This window comes from Rhizobium sp. Root1212 (assembly GCF_001424985.1).
Lineage (GTDB): Bacteria > Pseudomonadota > Alphaproteobacteria > Rhizobiales > Rhizobiaceae > Pararhizobium.
Window position 1 is genome coordinate 1,004,511 of record NZ_LMDA01000001.1, and the last position, 19,806, is coordinate 1,024,316.

Consider the following 19,806-nt stretch of genomic DNA (forward strand, 5'->3'; position numbering starts at 1 on the left):
AAGATCAGTCGCGCACGTGGATGAAGATCTTGCGGATCGGGCCGGGCTGCTCCCAGCTGCCCTCGTCCCTCTCGTTGTAGATCAGGAGGTCGCCGGAATTGGCGACGTGGCTGACACCGTGCTGGTCGGTCACGGTCACATCGCCTTCGATGACGAAGTCGAAGCACTGGCCGGTGCCGAGCAAGTCGCCGAAATCCGCGTCACGGCGCCACAGGCCGACAGTCACCCGGCCGTCGGTCGACTTCCAGACCGAGGCGTGCTGGCCGATCGGATTGCCCGGCGTGCGGTCACCCGGCATATCGCCGTAGTCGTGCCAGTCATTGGCCGGATCGCCGAATTTGATGACCTGAACGCCGCTCTTTGCGGCGGTTTCGGTGGTGTTGTCCTGGGGCATGGGCTTCCTCTTTCACATGGTGGGGCCGCCGGGCGGCTCGGGTTTTCCTGCTAAGATGCAGGGATGACGTGCGCCTTCGTCTCGTCGAAGGCGATGCGGCAGGGCGCGCCGGGGCTAAGCGACGGCCGGTCCTGCTGCTTGATCGTGACCGCGCCGCCGTCGGCCAGCGTCGCGAGGATTTCGTGATGGTCGCCGACATAGGTGCATTTGGCGAGCGTCGCGGGAAGGCCGCCCTCCTCCACCAGCCGCATGTGCTCCGGCCGCACCATCAGCAGGCAGCGCCGGCCTTCGGGCGCGGGTGCGCCGGCAAGGCGCACCGTGATCCCGGCATCGAGGACGAGGCAGAGGCCGTCCGCCCCGATGGCCCTGCCCGGCAGCAGGTTGGCACTGCCGACGAACTCCGCGACGAAGCGGCTCTGCGGGCGCTCGTAGATCTCGCCCGGCGTTCCGATCTGCTCGATCCGTCCGGCATTCATGACCGCGATGCGGTCGGACATGCTGAGGGCTTCCGACTGGTCGTGGGTGACGAAAACGGTGGTGGTGCCGACATCCCTCTGGATCGCCTTCAATTCCTCGCGCAACTGCTTGCGCATGAGGAAATCGAGCGCCGACAGCGGCTCGTCGAGCAGCAGCACGGCGGGCCGGTTGACCAGCGCACGGGCAAGCGCCACGCGCTGCTGCTGGCCGCCCGAGAGCTGGGCGGGCCGGCGGCCGGCAAAATCCTGCATGCCGACCCGCTTCAGCTCGGCCTGCACCCGCTCGCGCCGCTCACCCGCCGGCACCTTGCGGCGCTTCAGCCCGTATTCGACATTCTCCGCCACGCTCATATGCGGAAACAGCGCGTAATTCTGGAAGACATAGTTGGTCGGCCGGCGGGCCGGCGGCAGGTGGGTGATGTCCTGTCCGCCGACGAGAATCCGTCCTCCCGACGGCGGAGCGAAGCCGCCGATCGCCTGCAGGGTCGTCGACTTGCCGCAACCGCTCGGCCCGAGCAGCGTGAAAAATTCGCCCGGTGCGATCGTCAGGTCCATGGAGCGCACAGCCTCGACCGGTCCGTAGCGGCAGACCAGGGAGCGCAGTTCCACGCCACTTTGAGATGCGGCCATCCGATATCCCTCTTCGCAGTAAAGTTTTTATCGTCTTTAAACTGAAATTTTAGTTAGCGTATCTTTTCCTCGGCGCTTGTCAACGCTATTTCTGGTAAAACCGATGAGAGCAGGAAAACACGGATGCGATCTGAAATTTTTGAAATGCGGAGCAAGCGCCAACGTGACAACGCCGGTTCGGCGGCGGGCCTCGCCTATGAAAGCATTCGCGACCGGATCATTTCGCTCGCCCTGCCGCCCGGCGCACCGCTCAACGAGGGCGACCTCACCAATGACCTCGGGCTCGGCCTGACGCCGGTTCGCGATGCGATCAAACGCCTGGCGCTCGAGCATCTCATCGTCGTCTATCCGCGGCGCGGCACATTCGTCAGCGAAATCAACCTCGCGGACGAGCGCTGGCTGACGGAGGCGCGCGTCGAGATGGAGGGATTGGCGGCGGAGCTGGCCGCCTCGCGCGCCGGTATCGAGGAGCGGCGAGCGATCATGTCCTGCGTCGAGGCGCTGCTCGGCGAAACGCACCAGCTGCGTATCAACGCGCTCGACACCGAGTTCCACCGCCTGATCTACCGTGCAGCGCACAATCCCTTTCTGGAAGCGTCGCTGAACCAATATCTCAATCTGAGCGTCCGGCTCTGGTACTATTGCCGCGACCGCCTGCAGGTGAAGACCTCCGACTGCGACTTCCACAAGCAGGTGGCGGACGCCATCATGGCCGGCGATCCGCAGGCCGCACGCGCCGGCATCGTCGGTCACCTGCGCCAGTCCTCGGCCGACCTGCGCGCGGTGATGTGACGCCGCGCGTCCGCGACGTCAGCGCTTGTAGGCCGCGACCAGCTGCTTGAGCCGCGTCGGCCCGAAGCTCTGGAAATGACCGCCGTGCACGATGCGCACCGGCAGCGCCGCGACACGGTCGAGCGAGGCGCGGTAGGCTTCCCTGTCCGAATGGAACGTGTCGTCGATGAGGTCGCCGTCATAGACGATGTCGCCGGCGATCAGCGTTCCGGTCGCCCGCTCGAACAGCGCGATCCCGCCCGGCGAATGGCCGGGTGTGTGGATGACGTCGAACTGCCGGTCGCCGAGATCGACCGTGTCGCCGTCCTCGACGAAACCGGTGGCCGCACAGGGTTTGACGCGGTAGGCGGCGCTTTCCCAGCCTTCCGGCGCGACCATGAACATATCTTCGTTCGCGTAGCCGGCAGCGAGTGTCCATTCCGGCCGGGGATCGGCGAAAATTTCCCCTTCGGCCGGATGGGCAAGACGGGTGTCGAATTCGTGGGTGCTACCGATATGGTCGAAATGGGCGTGGCTCGACACGCAGACGATCGGCCGGCCGCTGAGGAGCGGTACATGCGCCCGCAGGCTGAAATGGCCAAGGCCGGTATCGACGAGAAGATCGCGTTCCTTCCCGCGCACGAACCACATATTGCAGCGGAAGAACGGGTGAATCCAGGGTTCGTGGATCATGAAGACGCCGTCGGCGAAGGGGACGACCTCATACCAGTCTTCCGCGCGGATAGGGGCGACTGGGCTTGAAAGGTTCGGTATCATCGCATGGGCCTCGTGGCAAAAACCGATCTTGCGCACCGCCCGATGACCGGACGGCGCGCAAGGCGGGGGAGGAAACAGGGCGTGGCGCCGGAGCGCCACGGTTGGTTCAAAGTGCCCAGACGCCGGACAGGTCGTGCATGTTGACGCCGCGCAGGGACGGTTCCAGCCCGCCGAACTTGCCGCTGACGGCCTGCAGGCTGTCGCGGAAACCCCAGACGATCCAGCCGGCCTTGTCGTGCACGAGCTGCTGGAAATCGTTGAGATACTGGCGCGCCTTGTCGCTGTCGCCGGTGGAGGAAGCGAGCTTGAACAGCTCGGCCGCCTTCTCGTCCTTCCAGTGGGATTCGTTGTAGGGCGAATCCGGCAGCAGCGAATAACCGGCCGTCACCGACAGGGGGTTGGGACCGAACATGTCCTGGGCGAAATCGACCTTCAGGTATTTCTGGTCGTAGAAGCTGGAAAGATCGGCCGAGGCCGCCAGCTTGATGGTGACGCCGACCTTCTTGGCCTGCTGGGCGAGAACCTGCGCCGCCGCGGAGTTCCACGGGGCTTCGGGGCTCGGATTCAGCTCGACCTCGAGACCCTCCTGCCCGGCTTCCTTGAGCAGGAATTTTGCCTTGTCCGGGTCGTAAGCGCGCTGCGGGATGCCGGCATTGTAATAGGGGTCCTGCGCCCAGCCGAGATCGTTGCCGATCCGTCCGCGCCCGGCATAGACGTTGCGCACCAGTTGTTCGCGATCGACCATCAGCTTGAAGGCTTCCAGAACGCGCGGGTCTTTGAACGGCGGCTGGTCCACCCGCATGGTGAAGGGCTCGAACGAGGCGCCAGCCGCCGAGAGCAGCTTGATATCCTCCCGGCCCTCGATGGTCCGCGCCTGGGTGAAGGCGAGGTTCGGCATCGCGTCGATCTGGCCGCTCATCAGGGCGTTCAGGCGCGCCGTCGTCGGATCGGCAAAGCCGATCACTTCGATGCGGTCGAGATAGGGCTTGCCGTCGAGCCAGTAGTTCGGATTGCGCTCGGCGGCGAACTTCTGGTCCTCGAAGCTGACGAACTTGAACGGTCCCGACCCCACCGGCTTCTTCGCGTCGAAATCGCTCGGCACGATGGAGAGGCACGGATGGAAGAAGGCCTGCTTGAAGAAGGAATAGGGATATTTCAGCTTCAGGCGGGCCGTGAGCTTGCCGTCCTTCTCGATGCCCTTGGGATCGAGGGCCTCCAGGCTGCGCACGGCAAGCGAACCGGTCGTCGTCATGGCGCGCGTTATCGAGAAGATGACGTCGTCGATGGTCATCGCCTTGCCGTCATGGAAGGTCACGCCGTCGCGGATGCGGATGGTCCAGACCTGCGCCGTGGCGTCGGGCTCGAAGACCTCGGCGAGTGAATCGTAGGGCTTCCCCGTCGCATCCTCCTTGACGAGCGAATCGTACATCGCCCGGCACATCATCGCGGCGAAGCCGGAAAAGGCGAGCGCGGGGTCCATGTTGTCCTTGGAACTCGCATCCTCCGCGCCGACCCGGACGGTGCCACCCCGCTTCGGGGTGGCACCTTCACTGGCCTGGGCGCTTCGCAGGAGGGAGGGGCCGGCGAGCGCCGCGGCGGCGGCAATGCCCCCACCGAGCAGGACATTGCGTCGTGTAACCATTGCGGGCATGAGCAAACTAGGTTTCATCACCGGCTCCTTCAGCCTTGGAGTGATCAGGGTCTTGTAAGGTTCAGTTGGCGGCGTCCGCCATGGCGCTGAGCCGCGGCGAGACGTAGAGCGGCGTCGTGCGTCCGGAGGCGTTCATGTGAACCTTCTCGTTGAAGACGAAGCCCGGCGCATTGTCGTAGGAGAAAGCCGCGACCATGCGGTCACGCGACCCGTTGGACGGCGCGACGCGGTGCAGGGACTGGTCGCCGTAGAACAGCACGAGCGTACCGGCATCCTGGGTGATGGAGATCACCTCCTCCGAGGTGCCGCGTAGCACCGCCTCGACGCGGTCGAGGCCCGGATTCTCCTTATCGCGGGTATGCGGCACGAACTCGAACTGGCCGCCCGATTCCGGGCGTTGCAACAGCAGCGTGACCACCCAGTCATTGCCGTCGAAGTGCCAGTCGTGGGTCTGGCCGTTGTTCATCATGATGACGGCAAGCGACAGGAACGGATCGACGATGTGGTGGACGCTCTGGTCCAGGATTTCCGCGAAGAACGGCGGCAGGCCGCCCCATTCGTAGATCTTGCGCAGCTCGCTTTCACCGTCGAACACGTCGGCCGACAGCATGCGCTGGATCAGCGGCTGCGGCTTGCGGAACGGGTGATCGGCCGGCAGCGACGGATCAAGCGTTTCCTGCGGATAGATGAAGCGCAGGAGATCGCGGGCATAGGCCTTGCTCTTTAGACTTTCCACCTCGGCAACGCAGGTCGCCAGGCCCTTCTCGGTCAGAAAGCCGGGAAAGCTGGCAAGGCCGCTTTCGCGCAGCGAGGCCTTGGCATTCTCGATCAGTTCGCGACGCTTCGGGCTGGCCAGATCGTCGATCGGATAGCGCTCGAGATCGACCAGGTGGCTGACATCGGGGGCTTGCATCGTGCTCATGTCTTCACTCCTCATTTGGCTGGTTAGCTCCACCAGAGCCGGGGTGTGCTCTGGAGTAGATTCTGCGTGTAGGGGTCTTGCGGGGCATCGAGCACGGCATCGCTCGGCCCCTCCTCGACAAGCATCCCGGATTTGACGACGGCGACCCGGTCGGCGATGGCGCGCACGACCGCGAGATTGTGCGTGATGAAGACGATGGTGGTGCCGGACTGCTGGTGCAGCGTCTTCAGAAGCTGGACGATGGACGCCTGAACGGAGACATCCAGCGCGCTGGTGATCTCGTCGCAGATCAGGATTTCTGGGTCGGCCGCGATCGCACGCGCAATCGCCACGCGCTGGCGCTCGCCGCCGCTGAGCTGCTGCGGGTAGCGGTCGTGAAGGCGCGGATTGAGCGCGACCATCGACAGCAGCTCGGCCACGGACTGGCGCGGCGCCCTGCCCTTTTCCGTGAAGGCCGCGATGGATTGCGCGATCAGCTCATGCACCGTGCAGCGTGGGTTCAGCGAACTATAGGGGTTCTGAAAGATGTATTGCACCGCGCGCCGCTGCTCCGTGCTGCGCTGGCGGGTGCCGAAGGGCAACGTTTCGCCGTGCAGTCGAAGGCTTCCCTTGGCATCGGTGTGCAGGCCGCCGAGACATTTGGCGAGCGTCGTCTTGCCGCTGCCGGACTCGCCGACGATGGCGGTGCACAGGCCCCGACGTATCTCCAGGTCGAGCCCCTTGAGAATGCGGACGCTGCCATAGCCGGCATCGAGCCCGGATACGCGGAGCAGCACGGGCTTTTCCACCCGTTCCACTGCCGCCTCGATCTCCGGCACCCGGAACGGAACGGTATCGTCGGTCGTCTGCCGGCGCAGGCACGCCACCTTGTGGCCATCCGAATGGAGCCGCAGCAGCGGCGGCTCCGAGCGACGACAGCTTTCCAGCACGTCCGGGCAGCGCGAGGCGAAAACGCAGCCATCGTCCCGCCGCGAAACCGAGGGGGCATGGCCGGCAATGCCGCGCAGCCTGCGGCGCACCAGCGGATCGGGGATCGCCGAGATCAGCAGTCGCGTATAGGGATGTTCCGGCGAGCGCAGCGTTAGATGGGTCGGCCCGGATTCGACGATGCGGCCGAGGTACATGACGGCCACGCTGTCGGCGAGATCGTTGACGACCGCGAGATCATGACTGACATAGACCGCAGCCGTGCCGTAGCGCGCACACAGTTCCCGCACCGTCGCCAGCACATGGGCCTGGGTGGTGACGTCGAGCCCTGTCGTCGGCTCGTCGAGGACGACGACCGCCGGCCGGCCGATGAAGGCCATGGCGAGGCCGACGCGCTGCTGCTGGCCGCCGGAAAGCTGATGCGGGAAACGGCTCAGGAATTCGGGCGTCGCCGGAAGCGCGACGTCGGTGAGCGCCTGCGCCACCCGCTCGGCCGCCTCGGGGTCCCTGCCATCCTTGTTGAGAGCCTCCAGCATCTGCGCGCCGATCCGCATGGCGGGGTTCAGCGAGGCGCCGGGGTCCTGCGGCACGTAGGAAATGAGGCGTCCGCGCTGACGGCGGATTTCCTGCCAGGAGAGCGGCAGAATATCCGTGCCGCGGATGCGCACCGATCCCGCTGTTATCGCCGTGCCGATCTTGGCATAGCCGAGCAGCGCCAGCGCCGCCGTGGTTTTGCCGGAGCCGGATTCGCCGACGAGCCCCATGATCTCGCCCGGCCGCAGGCTGAAATTGATGTCGGCGACGATATTGGTCTTCGAGCCGACAACGTCGATCCTCAGCCCCTCGACCTGAAGGGCGGCTTGCATCGCGCCCGCCGGCACGCTCAGATGGTTCGGCGCAACGTTCATCACTCACCCCCGGACGTAATGGTGCGGCTCACGCCTGCGGTTTTCTGGCTGAAGGCGTCGGTGAAGAGGTTCGCACCGATGGTCGCGATGCAGATCGCCGCCACCGGCAGGAGGACCGGCCAGGGCTGCAGCAGCAGGCCCGGCTGGTTCTCGTTGATCATCAGGCCCCAGTCGGCGGCCGGCGGCTGGACGCCGAGGCCGATGAAGCTGAGCGAGGCGACGATGCCGATCGACCAGGTGGCCCGCAGGCCGAGCTCCAGCGCGACGAGGCCGGCAAGATTAGGCAGCAGTTCGCGCAGCATCACCCCAAAGCGGCTGGCGCCGATCATTTCCGCATAGACGACGAATTCGCGCTCCGAGAGCTGCAGGGCCGAGGCATAGATGACGCGCGCCGTGCGCGGCACATGCGATAGCGCCACCACGATGCAGACGAGCGGCAGCGAGGTGCCGATCATCGAGGCGACGAGCAACGTCAGCACCAGGGCGGGAAAGCACAGGAGCACATCCAGCGCCCGCATGACGATCGAACCGATCGTGCCCTTCATATAGGCCGCGATCAGCCCGAGCGCCGTGCCCAGCCCGACACCGAGAAGCGCCGAGATGGCCGCCAGCACCATGATGGCGCGCCCGCCATGCAGGAACCGGCTCAGCGTGTCGTGGCCGAGATAGTCGGTCCCGAACAGGTGGCCGTCCGCGCCCGGAAGATCGAAGGGAATGCCGACCAGTTCTTCAGGATCGACGGAGGTGAGCCAGGGTCCGAGGATCGCCAGCAGCACGACGGAGCCGAGCAGAATGGCGCCGATGCGGCCTTTTGGCGTGCCGAGCGTCGAAAGCAGGATTCCGGCCGGCTTCTTGGCTGCGACGGGCGCGGGTTGGTCTTCGTGGATTTGCAGGACAGTCATGACGTCACCTTCGTGCGCAAACGGGGCGTGAGGGCGACGACGACGAGGTCGGCCAGGATGTTCACGCCGATGTAGATGATTGCGAGAACCAGCGTCGTCGCCTGCACCACGACGAGGTCGCGGTTGCGCACGGCTTCCACCAGGGCGCTTCCCAGCCCCGGAAACTGGAACACGGTTTCGACGATGATGGCGCCGCCCGCCATGTAGACCAGCGTGACGGCAAAGACCTGGATGAGCGGGCCGGCGGCGTTGGCAAGCGCATGGCGCAGCACCACACGTCCCTCCGGCACACCTTTCAGCCGCGCCATGGCGACGAAATCGCTGTCGAGGATCTCGATCATCGACGCGCGAATGGTGAGCGCGATATAAGGCAGGATCGTCAGCACGAGCGTCAGGATCGGCAGGACGAGCACGTCGAACTGCGCGAAGATCGACTGGTCCGCATTGTAGATCGACACCGCCGGAAAAAGCTGGAAGACAGTCGTGCTCAGCACGAGCACGGTCAGCACCGCAAGCGCAAATTCCGGTATGCCGGTGATGACCAGCATGGTGAGGGAGATTGCGTGATCCACCGTGCTGTTGCGCCGCACGGCGGCGAAAACGCCGATGGCCGTGCCGAGCGGAAATCCGATGACGACGGCGAATGCCATCAGGGTCAGCGTCCTCAGCCCCCGGCTGACCAGAAGATTGCCTGCCGGCTCCCCGCTGACGACCGAGACCCCGAAATCGCCCGTCGCCAGATCACCGACCCAGGTGAGGTAGCGCAGCGCCGCGGGCTGGTCGAGATGGTGCTCGGTGCGGAAGGCGGCAAGCGACTCCGGCGTCGCGGTCTTGCCAAGCACGGCAACAGCAGCATCCCCCGGCAGCGCGATCGTCGCGAGATAAATAATCAGGGACACGAGCACGAGCGTTACCGCACCGCTGCCCAACCGTCCCGCCAGCATTTTCAGCATTTCAAAACCCTCCCGCCAGGTACTCGGCCATGCGGCCGCGCCGATTGCAGCTGCCGCATGGCTGTCCGCAAGGCGCCGACACCCCGTCGATGGGGCAGAGCGCCTTTGCGTTCGCAATCTGACTTCCACCCGCCTCGGCGGGGTCTCCCCGTTCGGGCAGATCGTGTTGCGTTGGAATTTGCCTGGTATCGTTCATGGCGCGCGTTCCCTTGCTTTTTCGCCATTTCGTATACGAAACGATATATTAAAGTCCGGCATGGTCAAGAGGCTGAAAGGCGGCTTGCCGAAAAAACTTTAACGATATAAACATTAGAGCCGCGAAATGGGAAAATGCAAGGGCATGGCGCAGAAAAATCCTCTCGAAGGGCAAGCGGACGCCCAAATTGCCCGAAGAGGTTTCAGCAAAAGCCGTTCACAATTTTTGGCTGACGGAACAACAAGCCGTTGTCCGTCGCAGGGATCGCGTACTAACGTAGCTGGGCCGCAAAGCAGGGTGAGGAGCGCAGGTGGACAAGAAAACGAAGCCCCCAACCATCGCTGATGTCGCGGCGCTCGCCGGCGTTTCCGCGCAAACGGTGTCCAACTTCCTGACCGGGCGCTTCAAGCCGCGAGGCCAGAACCTTCAACGCCTGGAGGCTGCCATCAGCGAGCTAGGCTACCGGCCGAGTGCCGCCGCGCGTGCCCTTCGGCTGAAGCAATCGGGTATGATCGCGATGCTGCTGGAAGATGGCGCGGACCTCTCGCAGGAGCGCATGCGGGAAGGCTGGGAGCCGCTTCATGGGATGTTCCTCTACGGAGCCACCAACAGGGCGCGCGAACTTGGCTACTACGTCACGCCTGTTCTGACACGTCAGGGAACGGCGGAGGTGGAGGCCATACGGCTCGTCCGGGAAGGTCGCGCCGACGCGCTGATCTGCAGCACGGAACTGATGCCGGAAGCGCAGCTGGAACGCCTGCAACGCATTGCCCGCACCGAAAAGGTCCCCATCGCGCTGCTTCAGGAGAACCGCAAGCGCGATTTCATCTGCAGCGTCTCCGCGGCGGATGAGGATGGCGGCGAACAGGCCGCCGAACACCTTGCGGCGCTCGGCCACACGCACGTTGCGGTGATGAGCGTCAAGCCCGCCTGGCCCGGCCCTGTGCGCCGCCGTAACGGGTTCGAAGCTGCAGCCGCGAGACTGGGCCTTTCCGCAGAGGCGTGGGAAGCGGACCACTACACGGTCGAAGCTGTCCGCAGACGAGCCGCGCCGGAGCTTGCGCGATCGGACCGGCCGACGGCCGTGTTTGCGGTCAACGACGTAATCGCGATCGCCCTGATGCAGCAGGCGATCGAGTTGCGGCTGGACATCCCGAAAGACCTGTCTGTCCTGGGCTTCAACGACCTGGATGTGGCATCCTACGTCCGGCCCGCACTAACGACCCTGCGCACGCCCGGAGCCGCCATGGGCGCACGCGCGGTCGAGGTTCTGGTCGATGCGATTTCGGGCAAGCCGCTAACGTCCACGTCACTCCTGCCGATCGAGTTTGTTCCCCGCGAAAGCACAGGCGCCGCGCCGGGGACGTAGCGGGATCGAGCCTTTCCATGTCTCCCGTCGGGATGCCGGAGGCCTGTCGCCTACCGCGCGATGTTCGTGGTTGCGTGCTTTCGTTTTGACGGGAGAAGCGACTGCGCAGCCTATCCGTTGATCAGGGCTATATCGCCGTTCTTGAGTCCGATGGCGACGACTGTGTTGAGGGGAAGCGGCCGTTCGACGACGAAGAGAGTGCCGTCGGGAGTCTTGACCTCGAGCCGCATCGCGGCAGTACTTGAAGCCATCTCGCGCGAGATCGATCCTGAGGCGCTTTCCTATACCGGCGAGGTCGAGGACTTCTTCTTCCTGAGGGAGAAGGAACTGAAAACCCGCTTCGGCCCACCGAGCGCGACAAGGCCACGCTCATCGTCGCCTATACCCTGGCCAGTCGGCGCGGCCCAGCACCTACGGCCACTATCGAGATCCTGATCCGCGACATCGAGCGCATCGCGGCGGCGCGGGCGATCGTCGATCGCTCCTCCATGGGTGCGGCGGCGATCCCGCGACCCCGAGCTTGCGGGCCTCTGCCATGATCGTTCGAAGCGTACTCCCTACCATCGCAAAACGGCTTTGCAGCCTACCTCCCGGACGAAGCCTGGAGGTAGGCTGGGCCGGTTTAAATAAGCCCGTATTGCTCGGCCTTGTTGCGCAGGAACGGCAGGCCGTTGCCCATCACCTCTTCCATGTCGCGGGCCACGGGGCGCCAGACCGCGAGCCCATAGGCGACCTGCGGCGGCATGTTGATGAAGCTTTCCATGGCAAGCCCGCCCTTGAAGCCGATGGCGGCGAGTGCGGCATAGATCTCGTCCCACGGCACGTTGCCGTAGCCCGGCGTGCCGCGGTCGCTTTCGGAAAGGTGGATGTATTTCAGGTGGTCGCGGGCGATCAGGATGCCGTTGGCGGCCCCCTTCTCCTCGATGTTCATGTGGTAGGTGTCGAGATGGACGAAGATGTTGTTCGCGCCGACGCGCTCCACCATGGCCACGGCCTGCTGGGCCGAGTTGATCAGGTGGTTCTCGTAGCGGTTCACGGCTTCGACGCCAAGCTGGATGCCGTATGGGCGGGCATGTTTGGCTGCCGCCTCAAGTGCTTTGGCGATGTTGTCGTATTCGGCCTCCGTCGGCGGAACGCCGGTGCGCTCGCCGATGCCACCGAAGATGACGCCCGAAAGCGCCTCTGCACCCATTTCGGCAGTCTTGTCGATGGCCACCTTCAAGTATTCGACCGCCGCCTCCGGATGCACGGAGGCCCAGGCATGCTCCGGCAGGCCGAGCGAGCAGACGGCGCGCAGACCGGTCTTTGCAAGCAGGTCGCGGGTGTGTTTAGCATCGACGGCGGGCGCGTTGAGCAGTGCGATCTCGATGAAGTCCATCTTGTAGTGCGCCGCGCCGGCAATCGCCTTTTCCGCGCCCGCGCGATCCCAGTTCATGGTCCACATGCTTGTGTGAACGCCGAAACCTTCCATGGTCGTATCTCCTATTTCGTGGGTTTGAGGAATTTCGTGGAAAGCCAACGGAGCACCATCACGACGATGAGCAGGATGCCCCAGACGGCCGTTGCGAGATGCTGGTTGGCGCCGAGCAGGTTGAGCCCCGAGGACAGGAGCTGCAGCACGACGAGCGCCACGAAGACGGGCAGCACCCGCCCAAAGCCGCCGAACGGATTGATGCCGCCGAGGAAGCAGGCGAGCACGGTGATCAAGAGGTAGGATTCACCGTGGCCGACGCGCACCGAATTGAAGCGCGCCAGCATGATGATGCCGGCGACCGCCGCGATGGCCCCGGAGAGCACATAGACCAGCACCAGCACCTTGCGGGTGTTGATGCCCGAATAGCGGGCGGACTCGATGTTGGAGCCGATCATGTAGGTGGAAAAGCCAAGCTTGGTGCGGGACAAGAGGACGTGGCTTGCCAGCACGCAGCCGATGAGGATCAAAAGCGGCACGGGTATGCCGAAGAGACTGCCGTGGCCGATCGGAGCAATGAAGGCGGGGAAGCCCGAGATATCGCTGCCGCGCGTCAGGAATTCACCGAGCCCGCGCAAAAAGATCATCATCGACAGGGTGACGAGGATGGGATGGGCGCGGGTGAAGGCGATGACGAGGCCCATGACCAGGCCGCTCGCCGCGCCGACGCCAAGTGCCAGCAGCGATCCCAGCAGGAAGGCGGCCGGGCCGGCATCGATACCGCCATTCGCCTGCAGGACCCAGGCGAGCGTCAGGCCCGCCAGGTTGGCGGTGAAGGTGATGGCGAGATTGAGCCCGCCGGTCAGGATCGGCAGCAGCATGGCGAGCGTCAGGATGCCGAGCTCGGGCAGCTGGAACGCGACCGAGCCGAAGGTCGCCCCGGTCAGGAACTGCGGCGATGCGAGGCCGAAGACGATCAGCACGGCGGCGAGCGCGGCGAAGGGGCCGGCCATGTCGGCCCCGAAGATGGCATTGAAACGGGCGGCGAGCGCGTTCATCGATTTGCTCCTTCGGTTTTGGCGGTCTTCGCAAAGGCCGGCAGTAGGTTGCCGAGGCGGGCGCTCGACAGGGTGATGGCGACGAGGATGATGGCGCCGACGATCATCTTGAAGGCGAAGGGCGAGACGCCCATCAGGTTGAGGCCGTTCTGGGTGATGGAAACGAGCAGCACGCCGAGCACGCAGCCGAACACCGAGCCCTTGCCGCCGCCGAGCCGCGCGCCGCCAAGCACGACGGCGGCCAGCACGTCGAGCTCGCAGCCGTAGAGCGCGTTGGGCACCACTTCCTGCGCATAATGTGCCTGCATCAGCCCGGCGATGCCCGCCATCAGGCCGAGCCAGCCGAAGGCGATGAACTGCATGGCGCCGATATTGATGCCGAAGCGGCGGGCACCTTCCGGATTGTCGCCGAAGGCGTAGAGCTGCCGGCCGGTCGTCGTGCGGGTGATGAAGAGCCAGGTAACGAGGACGCAGACCATCATGACGACGACGGGCAGCGTGATCTCCGCCCAGGTGCCGTCCGCCATTTCGCGCTCGTAAACGATGACGCGGGTCGTCAGCCAGTCCGGCAGGTTGTAGATCGACACGCCCTTGGTAAAGAACATCAGCAGGCCGAAATAGACGTTGAAGGTGGCGATCGTCGCGACGATGGAGATGATGCGGAAGCGATGCACGAGGAAGGCGTTGACGGCGCCAAGCGCAACGCCGATGCCTGCGGCGACGACGAGACCTGAGATCCATCCGCCCCCGCCGATCCGCTCCAGGAGCAGCACGGCGACGTACTGCACCACCGAGGCGGCGACCGCGAAGGAAATGTCGATGCCGCCCGCGATCAGCACCACGAGCAGGCCGACGGCGAAGATTATGTTGACCGCGCTGATATTGAGCAGGTCGAAGGCGTTGCCGAGCGTGAAGAAGCGGTCAGCGGCAAAAGACAGGTAGATGCTGATCACCGCGATGACGATGAGCAGCACGTATTCCGTCGTGTGGGAAAGGAAGAGCTTACGCATAGACGGCCGCCTCCATGTCCTTGAGGGTGGTCGAGCGCGGGTCGTGCCAGCCGGCGATGCGGCCCTTTTCCATGTGGATGACCCGGTCGGCGTTGAAATAGACTTCCGGCACCTCGTCCGAGATGAGGATGATGGCGAGTCCCGCTTCGGCAAGGCGTGCGACGATCTCGAAGATGCCGGCGCGCGCGCCGACATCGACGCCGACGGTCGGCGCGTCGAGGATCAGCACCTTGGGATTTGTGGCGAGCCATTTGGCGATGGCCACGCGCTGCTGGTTGCCGCCGGAAAGCGTGCAGATCGCATCCTCCTGCTTGCCGATCTTCACGCCGAGATCGGCGATCCAGCGCGCGACCAGCGAGCGTTTCTTTTCCGACGAGATCAGCCCGCCGGAGAGGATGCTGTCGAGCGAGGCCTGGACGAGGTTATCGGCGATGGATTGCGGCTGGTTGAGCCCGAGCGCCAGACGGTCCTCCGAGAGATAGGCGATGCCGGCGGCGATCGCCTCGCGGTTGGAGGAAAAATACGCGGGGACACCTTCCAGCGTGACCGTTCCCGATGCCGCTTGCCGCATGCCAAAAAGCGTCAGCGCCAGTTCCGTGCGGCCGGAGCCGAGCAGGCCGGTGACCCCGAGCGTTTCGCCGCGGCGAAGCTCGAAGGAAATGTCGGAAAACTCGCCGGGCCGGGACAGGCCCTTGACCGACAGCACGACGGGGTTCTTCGAAACATCGCGGGCGCGGACATTCTGGTCGAAGGTGCGGCCGGTCATCAGCTCGGTGACGCGCGACTGCGTCATGCCTGCCACCGGATAGACACCGACGAGGTTGCCATCCCTGAGCACGGTAAGGCGCGAGGAGATTTCCAGCACTTCGGCAAGCCGGTGGCTGACGAAGACCACGGCGACGCCGGAGGCGGACAGGGTGTGCACGATCGAAAGGAGATGGTCGGTCTCCGCTTGGGTGAGCGAGGCGGTCGGCTCGTCCATGAAGACGATACGCGCCTCGCCTACCAGCGCCCTGGCGATCGCGACGATCTGGCGCTGGGCGATGGCGAAGTCCTTCAGCGGCCGGTCGACGTCGAGTTTAACGCCAAGCCGCGCCAGCGCTTCTTCCGCGATCCTGCGGATTTTCGGATAACTGACGAAGCGCGGTCGGGCGCCGGACAGCGTCTGGAAGGCGATGTTCTCCGCCACGGTCATTTCGGGAAAAAGTGCCAGGTCCTGCCAGATGACCTTGATGCCGAGCGACTGGGCGATACCCGGCGTCATGTGAGGGACGGTCTCGCCGTCAAAGGCGATTTCGGCGCCGGCCGCCGGCTTGTAGACGCCGGTGATGACCTTGATCAGCGTGCTCTTGCCGCAGCCGTTTTCACCCGCCAGGCAATGAACCTCGCCGGGCATGACCTCGAAAGAGACGTTCTTCAGCGCGCGTACGCCGCCGAACGTCATGTTGATATTGCGAAGCGAAAGGAGCGGCGGAGCGGCCGCGCCCGTTTCCGTAGCGTTGCTCATGGGTGTCGCCTGTCGATGGAATGGGAAGAGAGGGAACCGCGCCGGGGCAGCCGGACGCCTGTTCTGTGCGGAGCACCGGCCGACCCCGAAGGACCGGCCCGGCACCCGGGAGGAGCCTCTATCTCAGAGGCCCATGGCGGCCAGGTCGTCGACCGTGTCCTTGTTGATCGGCAGCAGTTGATCGACGATGATGTCGTTGCCTTCAGGCTTGATCACGCCGAGGCCCGGAATATCATCGCCTTCCTTGACGCTTTCGCCCTTGATCAGGCGGTCGGCGAGCGTGACGAACACCTCGCCCGCCTGCTTCGGGTTCCACATGAAGCCGCCGGAAATCGCGCCTGATTTGATGAGCTTTGCGCCCTGGCCGGGCGAGAACGGGCCGAGCACAAAGATCTCGCCCGTCTTGCGGCGTTCCTCGACGGCGCGGCCGGCGCCGATAGGACCCTGGCTACCGAAGGCGAGGAAGCCCTTGAGGTTGGGATGGGCGGCGATCAGGTCGAGCGCCGTCGAACGGCTCTTATCGACGTCCTCGGCAACACCATAGCGCTCGCCGACAAGCGTCATGTCCGGATAGTTCGCCTTAATGTAGGCGATGGCAGCGTCCGCCCAGGCATTGTGCAGCGGCACGGTCAGCGAGCCGACGAAGACCGCGTATTCGCCCTTGCCGCCCATCTGCTCGGCGAGAAGTTTACCGTGGGCTTCGCCAAAGCCCTTCGAGGAGGCCAGCTCGAAGTTCCAGTCCGCGCCCTTCTGGGCGGGAGATTCATGCGTGATGACCTTGATGCCTGCGGCCTGCGCCTTGGTGAGCACGGGCTCGAGTACCTTGGAATCGTTCGGCACGACGCCGATGACCTTGACGCCCTGGGCGATCAGGTCCTCAATGGCGCGCACCTGCAGTGCCGGGTCGGAACTGGTCGGCCCGACCATGAAGGCGTCGACGCCGAGTTTCTGGCCCTGCTCCTTGATGCCCGCCTCCATGGCGTTGAACCACGGAATGCCGCCGATCTTGACGACCACACCGACCTTCGGCGCGTCCGCCGCAAAGGCAACTGCCGCACCGGCAAGCGAAAGGGTTGCGGCGAACGCCGCAATGACGAACTTCTTCATGACTTCTCCTCCAAATGTCGCCCACGCGACTAGGTGCGCCAGACCGCTCCTCGGTCTGGCCGCCCCGTTTCTCTCGATATGAGGACGTGTGCCTCCTCCGGCAATCCATCATGCACAATCGATGTTTCTTTTTTGCGCAATCGATGGTGCAATAACCATGTGCGAAGAGAACTCTTTCGTCAAGAGGGGTTTGCTAATAAAAGAATCGCGACAGGAGACTGACGAATGACGGACAAGACCAAGAAGAAGGCGACCATCTACGATCTGTCGGTCATCTCGGGCATTTCGCCCTCGACGGTGAGCGCGGTGCTCAATGGCACGTGGCGCAAACGGCGCATTAAGGAAGCCACGGCCGAGCTGATCCAGAAACTGGCGGAAGAGCATGGCTATTCCGCGAATCTGCAGGCGCGTGGCCTGCGCTCCTCCCGCTCCGGCCTCGTCGGGCTCCTGCTGCCGGTACATGACAACCGCTACTTCTCGTCCATGGCCCAATATTTCGAAGCACAGGTAAGAAGCACCGGCCAGTGCCCAATCGTCGTCAGCGCTTGCCGCGATCCGGACGAGGAGCATCAGATCGTCGAGTCGCTGATTTCCTACTCGATCGACGAACTGCTGATCGCTGGCGCGACCGACCCAGACGGCGTGCACGACATCTGCGAAAGGGCCGGACTGAAGCATGTCAATATCGACTTGCCCGGCAGTAAGGCGCCGTCAGTCGTTACCGACAACTACGAGGGAGGTCGCTTGCTGACGCAGGCACTCATCGAGCGGATGCGCGAGCAAGGCCCGGTGGCGCCGGATGAACTCCACCTCTTCGGTGGGCGTGACGACCACGCCAGCCGCGAACGTATCCGCGCCTTCCGGGACGTAAAGCGCGCGATGCTCGGTGGCGACCCTGACTCGTGCATCCAGCCAACCGGCTACTCGCCCGGCAACACCGCCCACGCCTTCGAGGCGTTTCATGCCAGGCATGGCCGATTGCCGCGTGGCTTTTTCGTCAACTCTTCGATCAATCTAGAGGGCCTGATGCGCTTTCTCGCACAACACCCGCAGGAAGCCTTCGCCGATATCGTGGTCGGCTGTTTCGACTATGATCCCTTCGCCTCGTTCCTGCCCTTCCCACTGTTCATGATCCGCCAAGACGCGGAGGCAATGATCACCAAGGGTCTCTCCATCTTGAGCACGACCCGCCCGCCGATCATGACCCACCTCGTCGCGCCCACTCTCGTGCCTCCCCGAACGGCGCTTATCGGCCCGCTTGATGCGCTAAAAGACCCGGACGCCGTGCACTCCGTATTATAAAGGTGTCATATCGGTTGTACTTCTCGTCGTGCGCAAGCGCAAAAAAAAGCGGCCAGCTGACCCGGCGGGGGCCTCGGTGCCTGTTGGCAAAATAAGCCATCGAAGCACGTTGATGAATAGCCACGCCAGGATGCGGTTTCATACGGAGCTGGGTAACTCTGGGTCCCGAGCCTCCGCATCAACCTGCTCTTCATGAAGGGCTGCCTGATCGGAAGGGAAACAGGCGAGACCGAGTTCCGCGACGAACCCGGCCTCGATTTCCTGACTGTCCCGAAGAATAGTCTCCGTCATATCAAGTCGGGCAGTCCCGGTCGTCGCGACCGAAGCTCATGGAAGCAACGATCACCGCGATCGCACTGAGGAACAGGGCACTTGTGACGACGGTGCCCAGTCCCAGCCCGCCATATTGCGCGGGTTGCGACAGCAAGTCCCCGAAGGATGCACCGAGCGGGCGGGTGAAGATATAGACTAGCCAGAAGCCGAGGATCGGGTCGAGCCCCAGCAGGAAATAGCCGGCCGAAAGCGAAGCGATGATCATCCCGAACAGGATGCCGGTCGCGAGATAACCGAGCCCGAACTGTTCGGCCACCAGATCGCCCGCCGCCGTTCCCAGAGCAAAGGTGAACAGGATCGCCAGCCAGTAATAGGCCTCGCGCCGGGTCGTGAAGATCGCATGGATCGAAAGCGTGCCTTCGGACCGGAACCAGAGCAGGAAGGTGACGGCGAGCGCGACGGTGAAGAGGATCGTCGTGACGATGAGCGGCACGCCGAAATTATCCACCAGATTGTCGGTGACCAGGGTGCCGACGATGCTGATCAGCACGACAGCCAGCCAATAGCTCCAGGGCACATAGCGCTTCTGCCCGAATTGCAGAACCAGCGCCCCGATCAGCACTGCTGTCATGATCAAGGACGTCGTCGTCAGGCCGAAGCCGAGGTTGACCGCCAGATAATCGGCGGCGGTTTCCCCCATGGTGACCGCCATCAGCTTGATCAGCCAGAAACTGAGGGTTACCTCCGGCACGCGGTTCACGGGGGATGCGGAATGTACCGTGCTCATTTCGTCACCGCCTTCTGGTCCGTCAAGGCGGTTTGCAGGGCCGCGAGCGTTTCACCGACCGCGGCCGGATCGGGGGTCTTGGTGCGCAGCGCAGACAGGGCGGCGTCGGCGGCCTCGTCGATCGTATCCCAGCGGGCGGGGTCCATGGGTCTCAGCCCGGCCTCGGCCTGATCCCAGGCGATTTCGAAATCCTTGATCCGGGTCTTCGCGCCCGGCAGGTCGCCCGTGCCGGCAATCTTCTGCACATCCCTCACGATGGAGCTGAACATCGACAAATCGCCCAATCCGGCTGCGGCGCTCGCCTGATTCTGGTAAAGCTGAAAACCCGTAAAGGCGGCGACGGGCACGGCGATCAGCACCGTCGCCAGAAGTAACTGTTTCATGATGGTGCTCCGAAAAGGGATGTGCCTGCTCTCTGCGCGACGGTTGTGAGCGCGCAAGCATGCAGCCGGATTTCAGCAAGCTTACAGATCTG

Annotated in this window: 19 protein-coding genes and 1 pseudogene; 4 read left to right on the plus strand and 16 right to left on the minus strand. The window is 64.2% G+C overall.

Annotation, left to right across the window (positions count from 1 at the left end; translation table 11 throughout):
• Positions 1-4 precede the first annotated feature (4 nt).
• Together ASC86_RS04760 and ASC86_RS04765 are read right to left on the minus strand one after the other, a co-directional pair.
• Positions 5-394 carry a cupin domain-containing protein gene (locus ASC86_RS04760; RefSeq protein WP_056316752.1) on the minus strand — a complete coding sequence of 130 codons (390 nt, stop codon included), beginning with the start codon at positions 392-394 and terminating at the stop codon, positions 5-7.
• Positions 395-444: 50 nt separating this feature from the next.
• Positions 445-1,500, minus strand: coding sequence for an ABC transporter ATP-binding protein (locus ASC86_RS04765; protein ID WP_056316755.1), 1,056 nt, complete (start codon positions 1,498-1,500; stop codon positions 445-447).
• A 123-nt stretch (positions 1,501-1,623) separates the two neighbouring features.
• Between ASC86_RS04765 and ASC86_RS04770 the strand changes: the two genes are divergently transcribed.
• On the plus strand, positions 1,624-2,292 hold the full coding sequence (locus ASC86_RS04770) for a GntR family transcriptional regulator (protein ID WP_200943769.1): 669 nt from the start codon (positions 1,624-1,626) through the stop codon (positions 2,290-2,292).
• Positions 2,293-2,310: 18 nt separating this feature from the next.
• Here ASC86_RS04770 and ASC86_RS04775 read toward each other — a convergent pair whose 3' ends face one another.
• The 6 genes from ASC86_RS04775 to ASC86_RS04800 form a co-directional block, all read right to left on the minus strand.
• Positions 2,311-3,048, minus strand: coding sequence for an MBL fold metallo-hydrolase (locus ASC86_RS04775; RefSeq protein WP_056316759.1), 738 nt, complete (start codon positions 3,046-3,048; stop codon positions 2,311-2,313).
• A 106-nt stretch (positions 3,049-3,154) separates the two neighbouring features.
• Complete coding sequence (locus ASC86_RS04780) at positions 3,155-4,717, minus strand: ABC transporter substrate-binding protein (RefSeq protein ID WP_082509876.1); 1,563 nt, start codon at positions 4,715-4,717, stop codon at positions 3,155-3,157.
• 43 nt (positions 4,718-4,760) lie between these two features.
• Positions 4,761-5,621: a 2OG-Fe(II) oxygenase gene (locus tag ASC86_RS04785; RefSeq protein WP_056316765.1), complete on the minus strand. Its 861-nt coding sequence runs from the start codon at positions 5,619-5,621 to the stop codon at positions 4,761-4,763.
• Positions 5,622-5,644: 23 nt separating this feature from the next.
• Entirely contained in the window at positions 5,645-7,456 is a 1,812-nt protein-coding gene (locus ASC86_RS04790; RefSeq protein ID WP_244477521.1) for an ABC transporter ATP-binding protein, read from the minus strand.
• Entirely contained in the window at positions 7,456-8,358 is a 903-nt protein-coding gene (locus ASC86_RS04795) for an ABC transporter permease (RefSeq protein WP_056316768.1), read from the minus strand. The genes ASC86_RS04790 and ASC86_RS04795 overlap by 1 nt, the downstream gene beginning before the upstream one ends.
• On the minus strand, positions 8,355-9,311 hold the full coding sequence (locus ASC86_RS04800; protein WP_056316770.1) for an ABC transporter permease: 957 nt from the start codon (positions 9,309-9,311) through the stop codon (positions 8,355-8,357). Before ASC86_RS04800 ends, ASC86_RS04795 begins: the two co-directional genes overlap by 4 nt.
• A gap of 506 nt (positions 9,312-9,817) precedes the next feature.
• Here ASC86_RS04800 and ASC86_RS04805 point away from each other — a divergent pair.
• On the plus strand, positions 9,818-10,876 hold the full coding sequence (locus ASC86_RS04805) for a LacI family DNA-binding transcriptional regulator (RefSeq protein ID WP_056316772.1): 1,059 nt from the start codon (positions 9,818-9,820) through the stop codon (positions 10,874-10,876).
• 110 nt (positions 10,877-10,986) lie between these two features.
• On the opposite strand, the gene ASC86_RS25575 is transcribed toward ASC86_RS04805, so the two are convergent.
• Positions 10,987-11,127: a hypothetical protein gene (locus ASC86_RS25575; protein ID WP_156386900.1), complete on the minus strand. Its 141-nt coding sequence runs from the start codon at positions 11,125-11,127 to the stop codon at positions 10,987-10,989.
• On the opposite strand from ASC86_RS25575, the pseudogene ASC86_RS26470 reads away from it, so the two are divergent.
• Positions 11,075-11,379 (plus strand): annotated as a pseudogene (locus tag ASC86_RS26470) (argininosuccinate lyase); the annotation flags it as partial. The gene ASC86_RS25575 and the pseudogene ASC86_RS26470 sit on opposite strands and share 53 nt — an antisense overlap.
• Positions 11,380-11,498: 119 nt before the next feature.
• Here the strand turns inward: ASC86_RS26470 and ASC86_RS04810 are convergent.
• The 5 genes from ASC86_RS04810 to ASC86_RS04830 form a co-directional block, all read right to left on the minus strand.
• On the minus strand, positions 11,499-12,347 hold the full coding sequence (locus ASC86_RS04810; protein ID WP_056316776.1) for a sugar phosphate isomerase/epimerase family protein: 849 nt from the start codon (positions 12,345-12,347) through the stop codon (positions 11,499-11,501).
• Between the two features lie 11 nt (positions 12,348-12,358).
• The gene (locus ASC86_RS04815; protein ID WP_056316778.1) at positions 12,359-13,345 is read right to left on the minus strand and encodes an ABC transporter permease; all 987 of its coding nucleotides are present in this window, start codon (positions 13,343-13,345) and stop codon (positions 12,359-12,361) included.
• Positions 13,342-14,355: an ABC transporter permease gene (locus ASC86_RS04820; protein WP_056316780.1), complete on the minus strand. Its 1,014-nt coding sequence runs from the start codon at positions 14,353-14,355 to the stop codon at positions 13,342-13,344. Before ASC86_RS04820 ends, ASC86_RS04815 begins: the two co-directional genes overlap by 4 nt.
• The gene (locus tag ASC86_RS04825) at positions 14,348-15,862 is read right to left on the minus strand and encodes a sugar ABC transporter ATP-binding protein (RefSeq protein WP_056316783.1); all 1,515 of its coding nucleotides are present in this window, start codon (positions 15,860-15,862) and stop codon (positions 14,348-14,350) included. The genes ASC86_RS04820 and ASC86_RS04825 overlap by 8 nt, the downstream gene beginning before the upstream one ends.
• A 123-nt stretch (positions 15,863-15,985) precedes the next feature.
• A complete protein-coding gene (locus tag ASC86_RS04830; protein ID WP_056316786.1) occupies positions 15,986-16,969 on the minus strand; it encodes an autoinducer 2 ABC transporter substrate-binding protein in 984 nt (327 codons plus the stop codon).
• Between the two features lie 225 nt (positions 16,970-17,194).
• On the opposite strand from ASC86_RS04830, the gene ASC86_RS04835 reads away from it, so the two are divergent.
• Positions 17,195-18,271, plus strand: coding sequence for a substrate-binding domain-containing protein (locus ASC86_RS04835; protein WP_056316789.1), 1,077 nt, complete (start codon positions 17,195-17,197; stop codon positions 18,269-18,271).
• Positions 18,272-18,563: 292 nt separating this feature from the next.
• On the opposite strand, the gene ASC86_RS04840 is transcribed toward ASC86_RS04835, so the two are convergent.
• Both ASC86_RS04840 and ASC86_RS04845 read right to left on the minus strand, forming a co-directional pair.
• Entirely contained in the window at positions 18,564-19,331 is a 768-nt protein-coding gene (locus tag ASC86_RS04840; RefSeq protein ID WP_056316792.1) for a hypothetical protein, read from the minus strand.
• Positions 19,328-19,714 (minus strand): hypothetical protein, encoded by a 387-nt coding sequence (locus ASC86_RS04845; RefSeq protein ID WP_056316796.1) that lies wholly within the window; start codon positions 19,712-19,714, stop codon positions 19,328-19,330. Before ASC86_RS04845 ends, ASC86_RS04840 begins: the two co-directional genes overlap by 4 nt.
• Between the last annotated feature and the right edge of the window lie 92 nt (positions 19,715-19,806).

Bases quoted from the DNA above. Each gene is read 5' to 3' on its own strand.
- ASC86_RS04760 (WP_056316752.1), bottom strand. From the start codon at position 394: ATGCCCCAGGACAACACCACCGAAACCGCCGCAAAGAGCGGCGTTCAG.
- ASC86_RS04765 (WP_056316755.1), bottom strand. From the start codon at position 1,500: ATGGCCGCATCTCAAAGTGGCGTGGAACTGCGCTCCCTGGTCTGCCGC.
- ASC86_RS04770 (WP_200943769.1), top strand. From the start codon at position 1,624: ATGCGATCTGAAATTTTTGAAATGCGGAGCAAGCGCCAACGTGACAAC.
- ASC86_RS04775 (WP_056316759.1), bottom strand. From the start codon at position 3,048: ATGATACCGAACCTTTCAAGCCCAGTCGCCCCTATCCGCGCGGAAGAC.
- ASC86_RS04780 (WP_082509876.1), bottom strand. From the start codon at position 4,717: ATGAAACCTAGTTTGCTCATGCCCGCAATGGTTACACGACGCAATGTC.
- ASC86_RS04785 (WP_056316765.1), bottom strand. From the start codon at position 5,621: ATGAGCACGATGCAAGCCCCCGATGTCAGCCACCTGGTCGATCTCGAG.
- ASC86_RS04790 (WP_244477521.1), bottom strand. From the start codon at position 7,456: ATGAACGTTGCGCCGAACCATCTGAGCGTGCCGGCGGGCGCGATGCAA.
- ASC86_RS04795 (WP_056316768.1), bottom strand. From the start codon at position 8,358: ATGACTGTCCTGCAAATCCACGAAGACCAACCCGCGCCCGTCGCAGCC.
- ASC86_RS04800 (WP_056316770.1), bottom strand. From the start codon at position 9,311: ATGCTGAAAATGCTGGCGGGACGGTTGGGCAGCGGTGCGGTAACGCTC.
- ASC86_RS25575 (WP_156386900.1), bottom strand. From the start codon at position 11,127: ATGGCTTCAAGTACTGCCGCGATGCGGCTCGAGGTCAAGACTCCCGAC.
- ASC86_RS04810 (WP_056316776.1), bottom strand. From the start codon at position 12,347: ATGGAAGGTTTCGGCGTTCACACAAGCATGTGGACCATGAACTGGGAT.
- ASC86_RS04815 (WP_056316778.1), bottom strand. From the start codon at position 13,345: ATGAACGCGCTCGCCGCCCGTTTCAATGCCATCTTCGGGGCCGACATG.
- ASC86_RS04820 (WP_056316780.1), bottom strand. From the start codon at position 14,355: ATGCGTAAGCTCTTCCTTTCCCACACGACGGAATACGTGCTGCTCATC.
- ASC86_RS04825 (WP_056316783.1), bottom strand. From the start codon at position 15,862: ATGAGCAACGCTACGGAAACGGGCGCGGCCGCTCCGCCGCTCCTTTCG.
- ASC86_RS04830 (WP_056316786.1), bottom strand. From the start codon at position 16,969: ATGAAGAAGTTCGTCATTGCGGCGTTCGCCGCAACCCTTTCGCTTGCC.
- ASC86_RS04835 (WP_056316789.1), top strand. From the start codon at position 17,195: ATGACGGACAAGACCAAGAAGAAGGCGACCATCTACGATCTGTCGGTC.
- ASC86_RS04840 (WP_056316792.1), bottom strand. From the start codon at position 19,331: ATGAGCACGGTACATTCCGCATCCCCCGTGAACCGCGTGCCGGAGGTA.
- ASC86_RS04845 (WP_056316796.1), bottom strand. From the start codon at position 19,714: ATGAAACAGTTACTTCTGGCGACGGTGCTGATCGCCGTGCCCGTCGCC.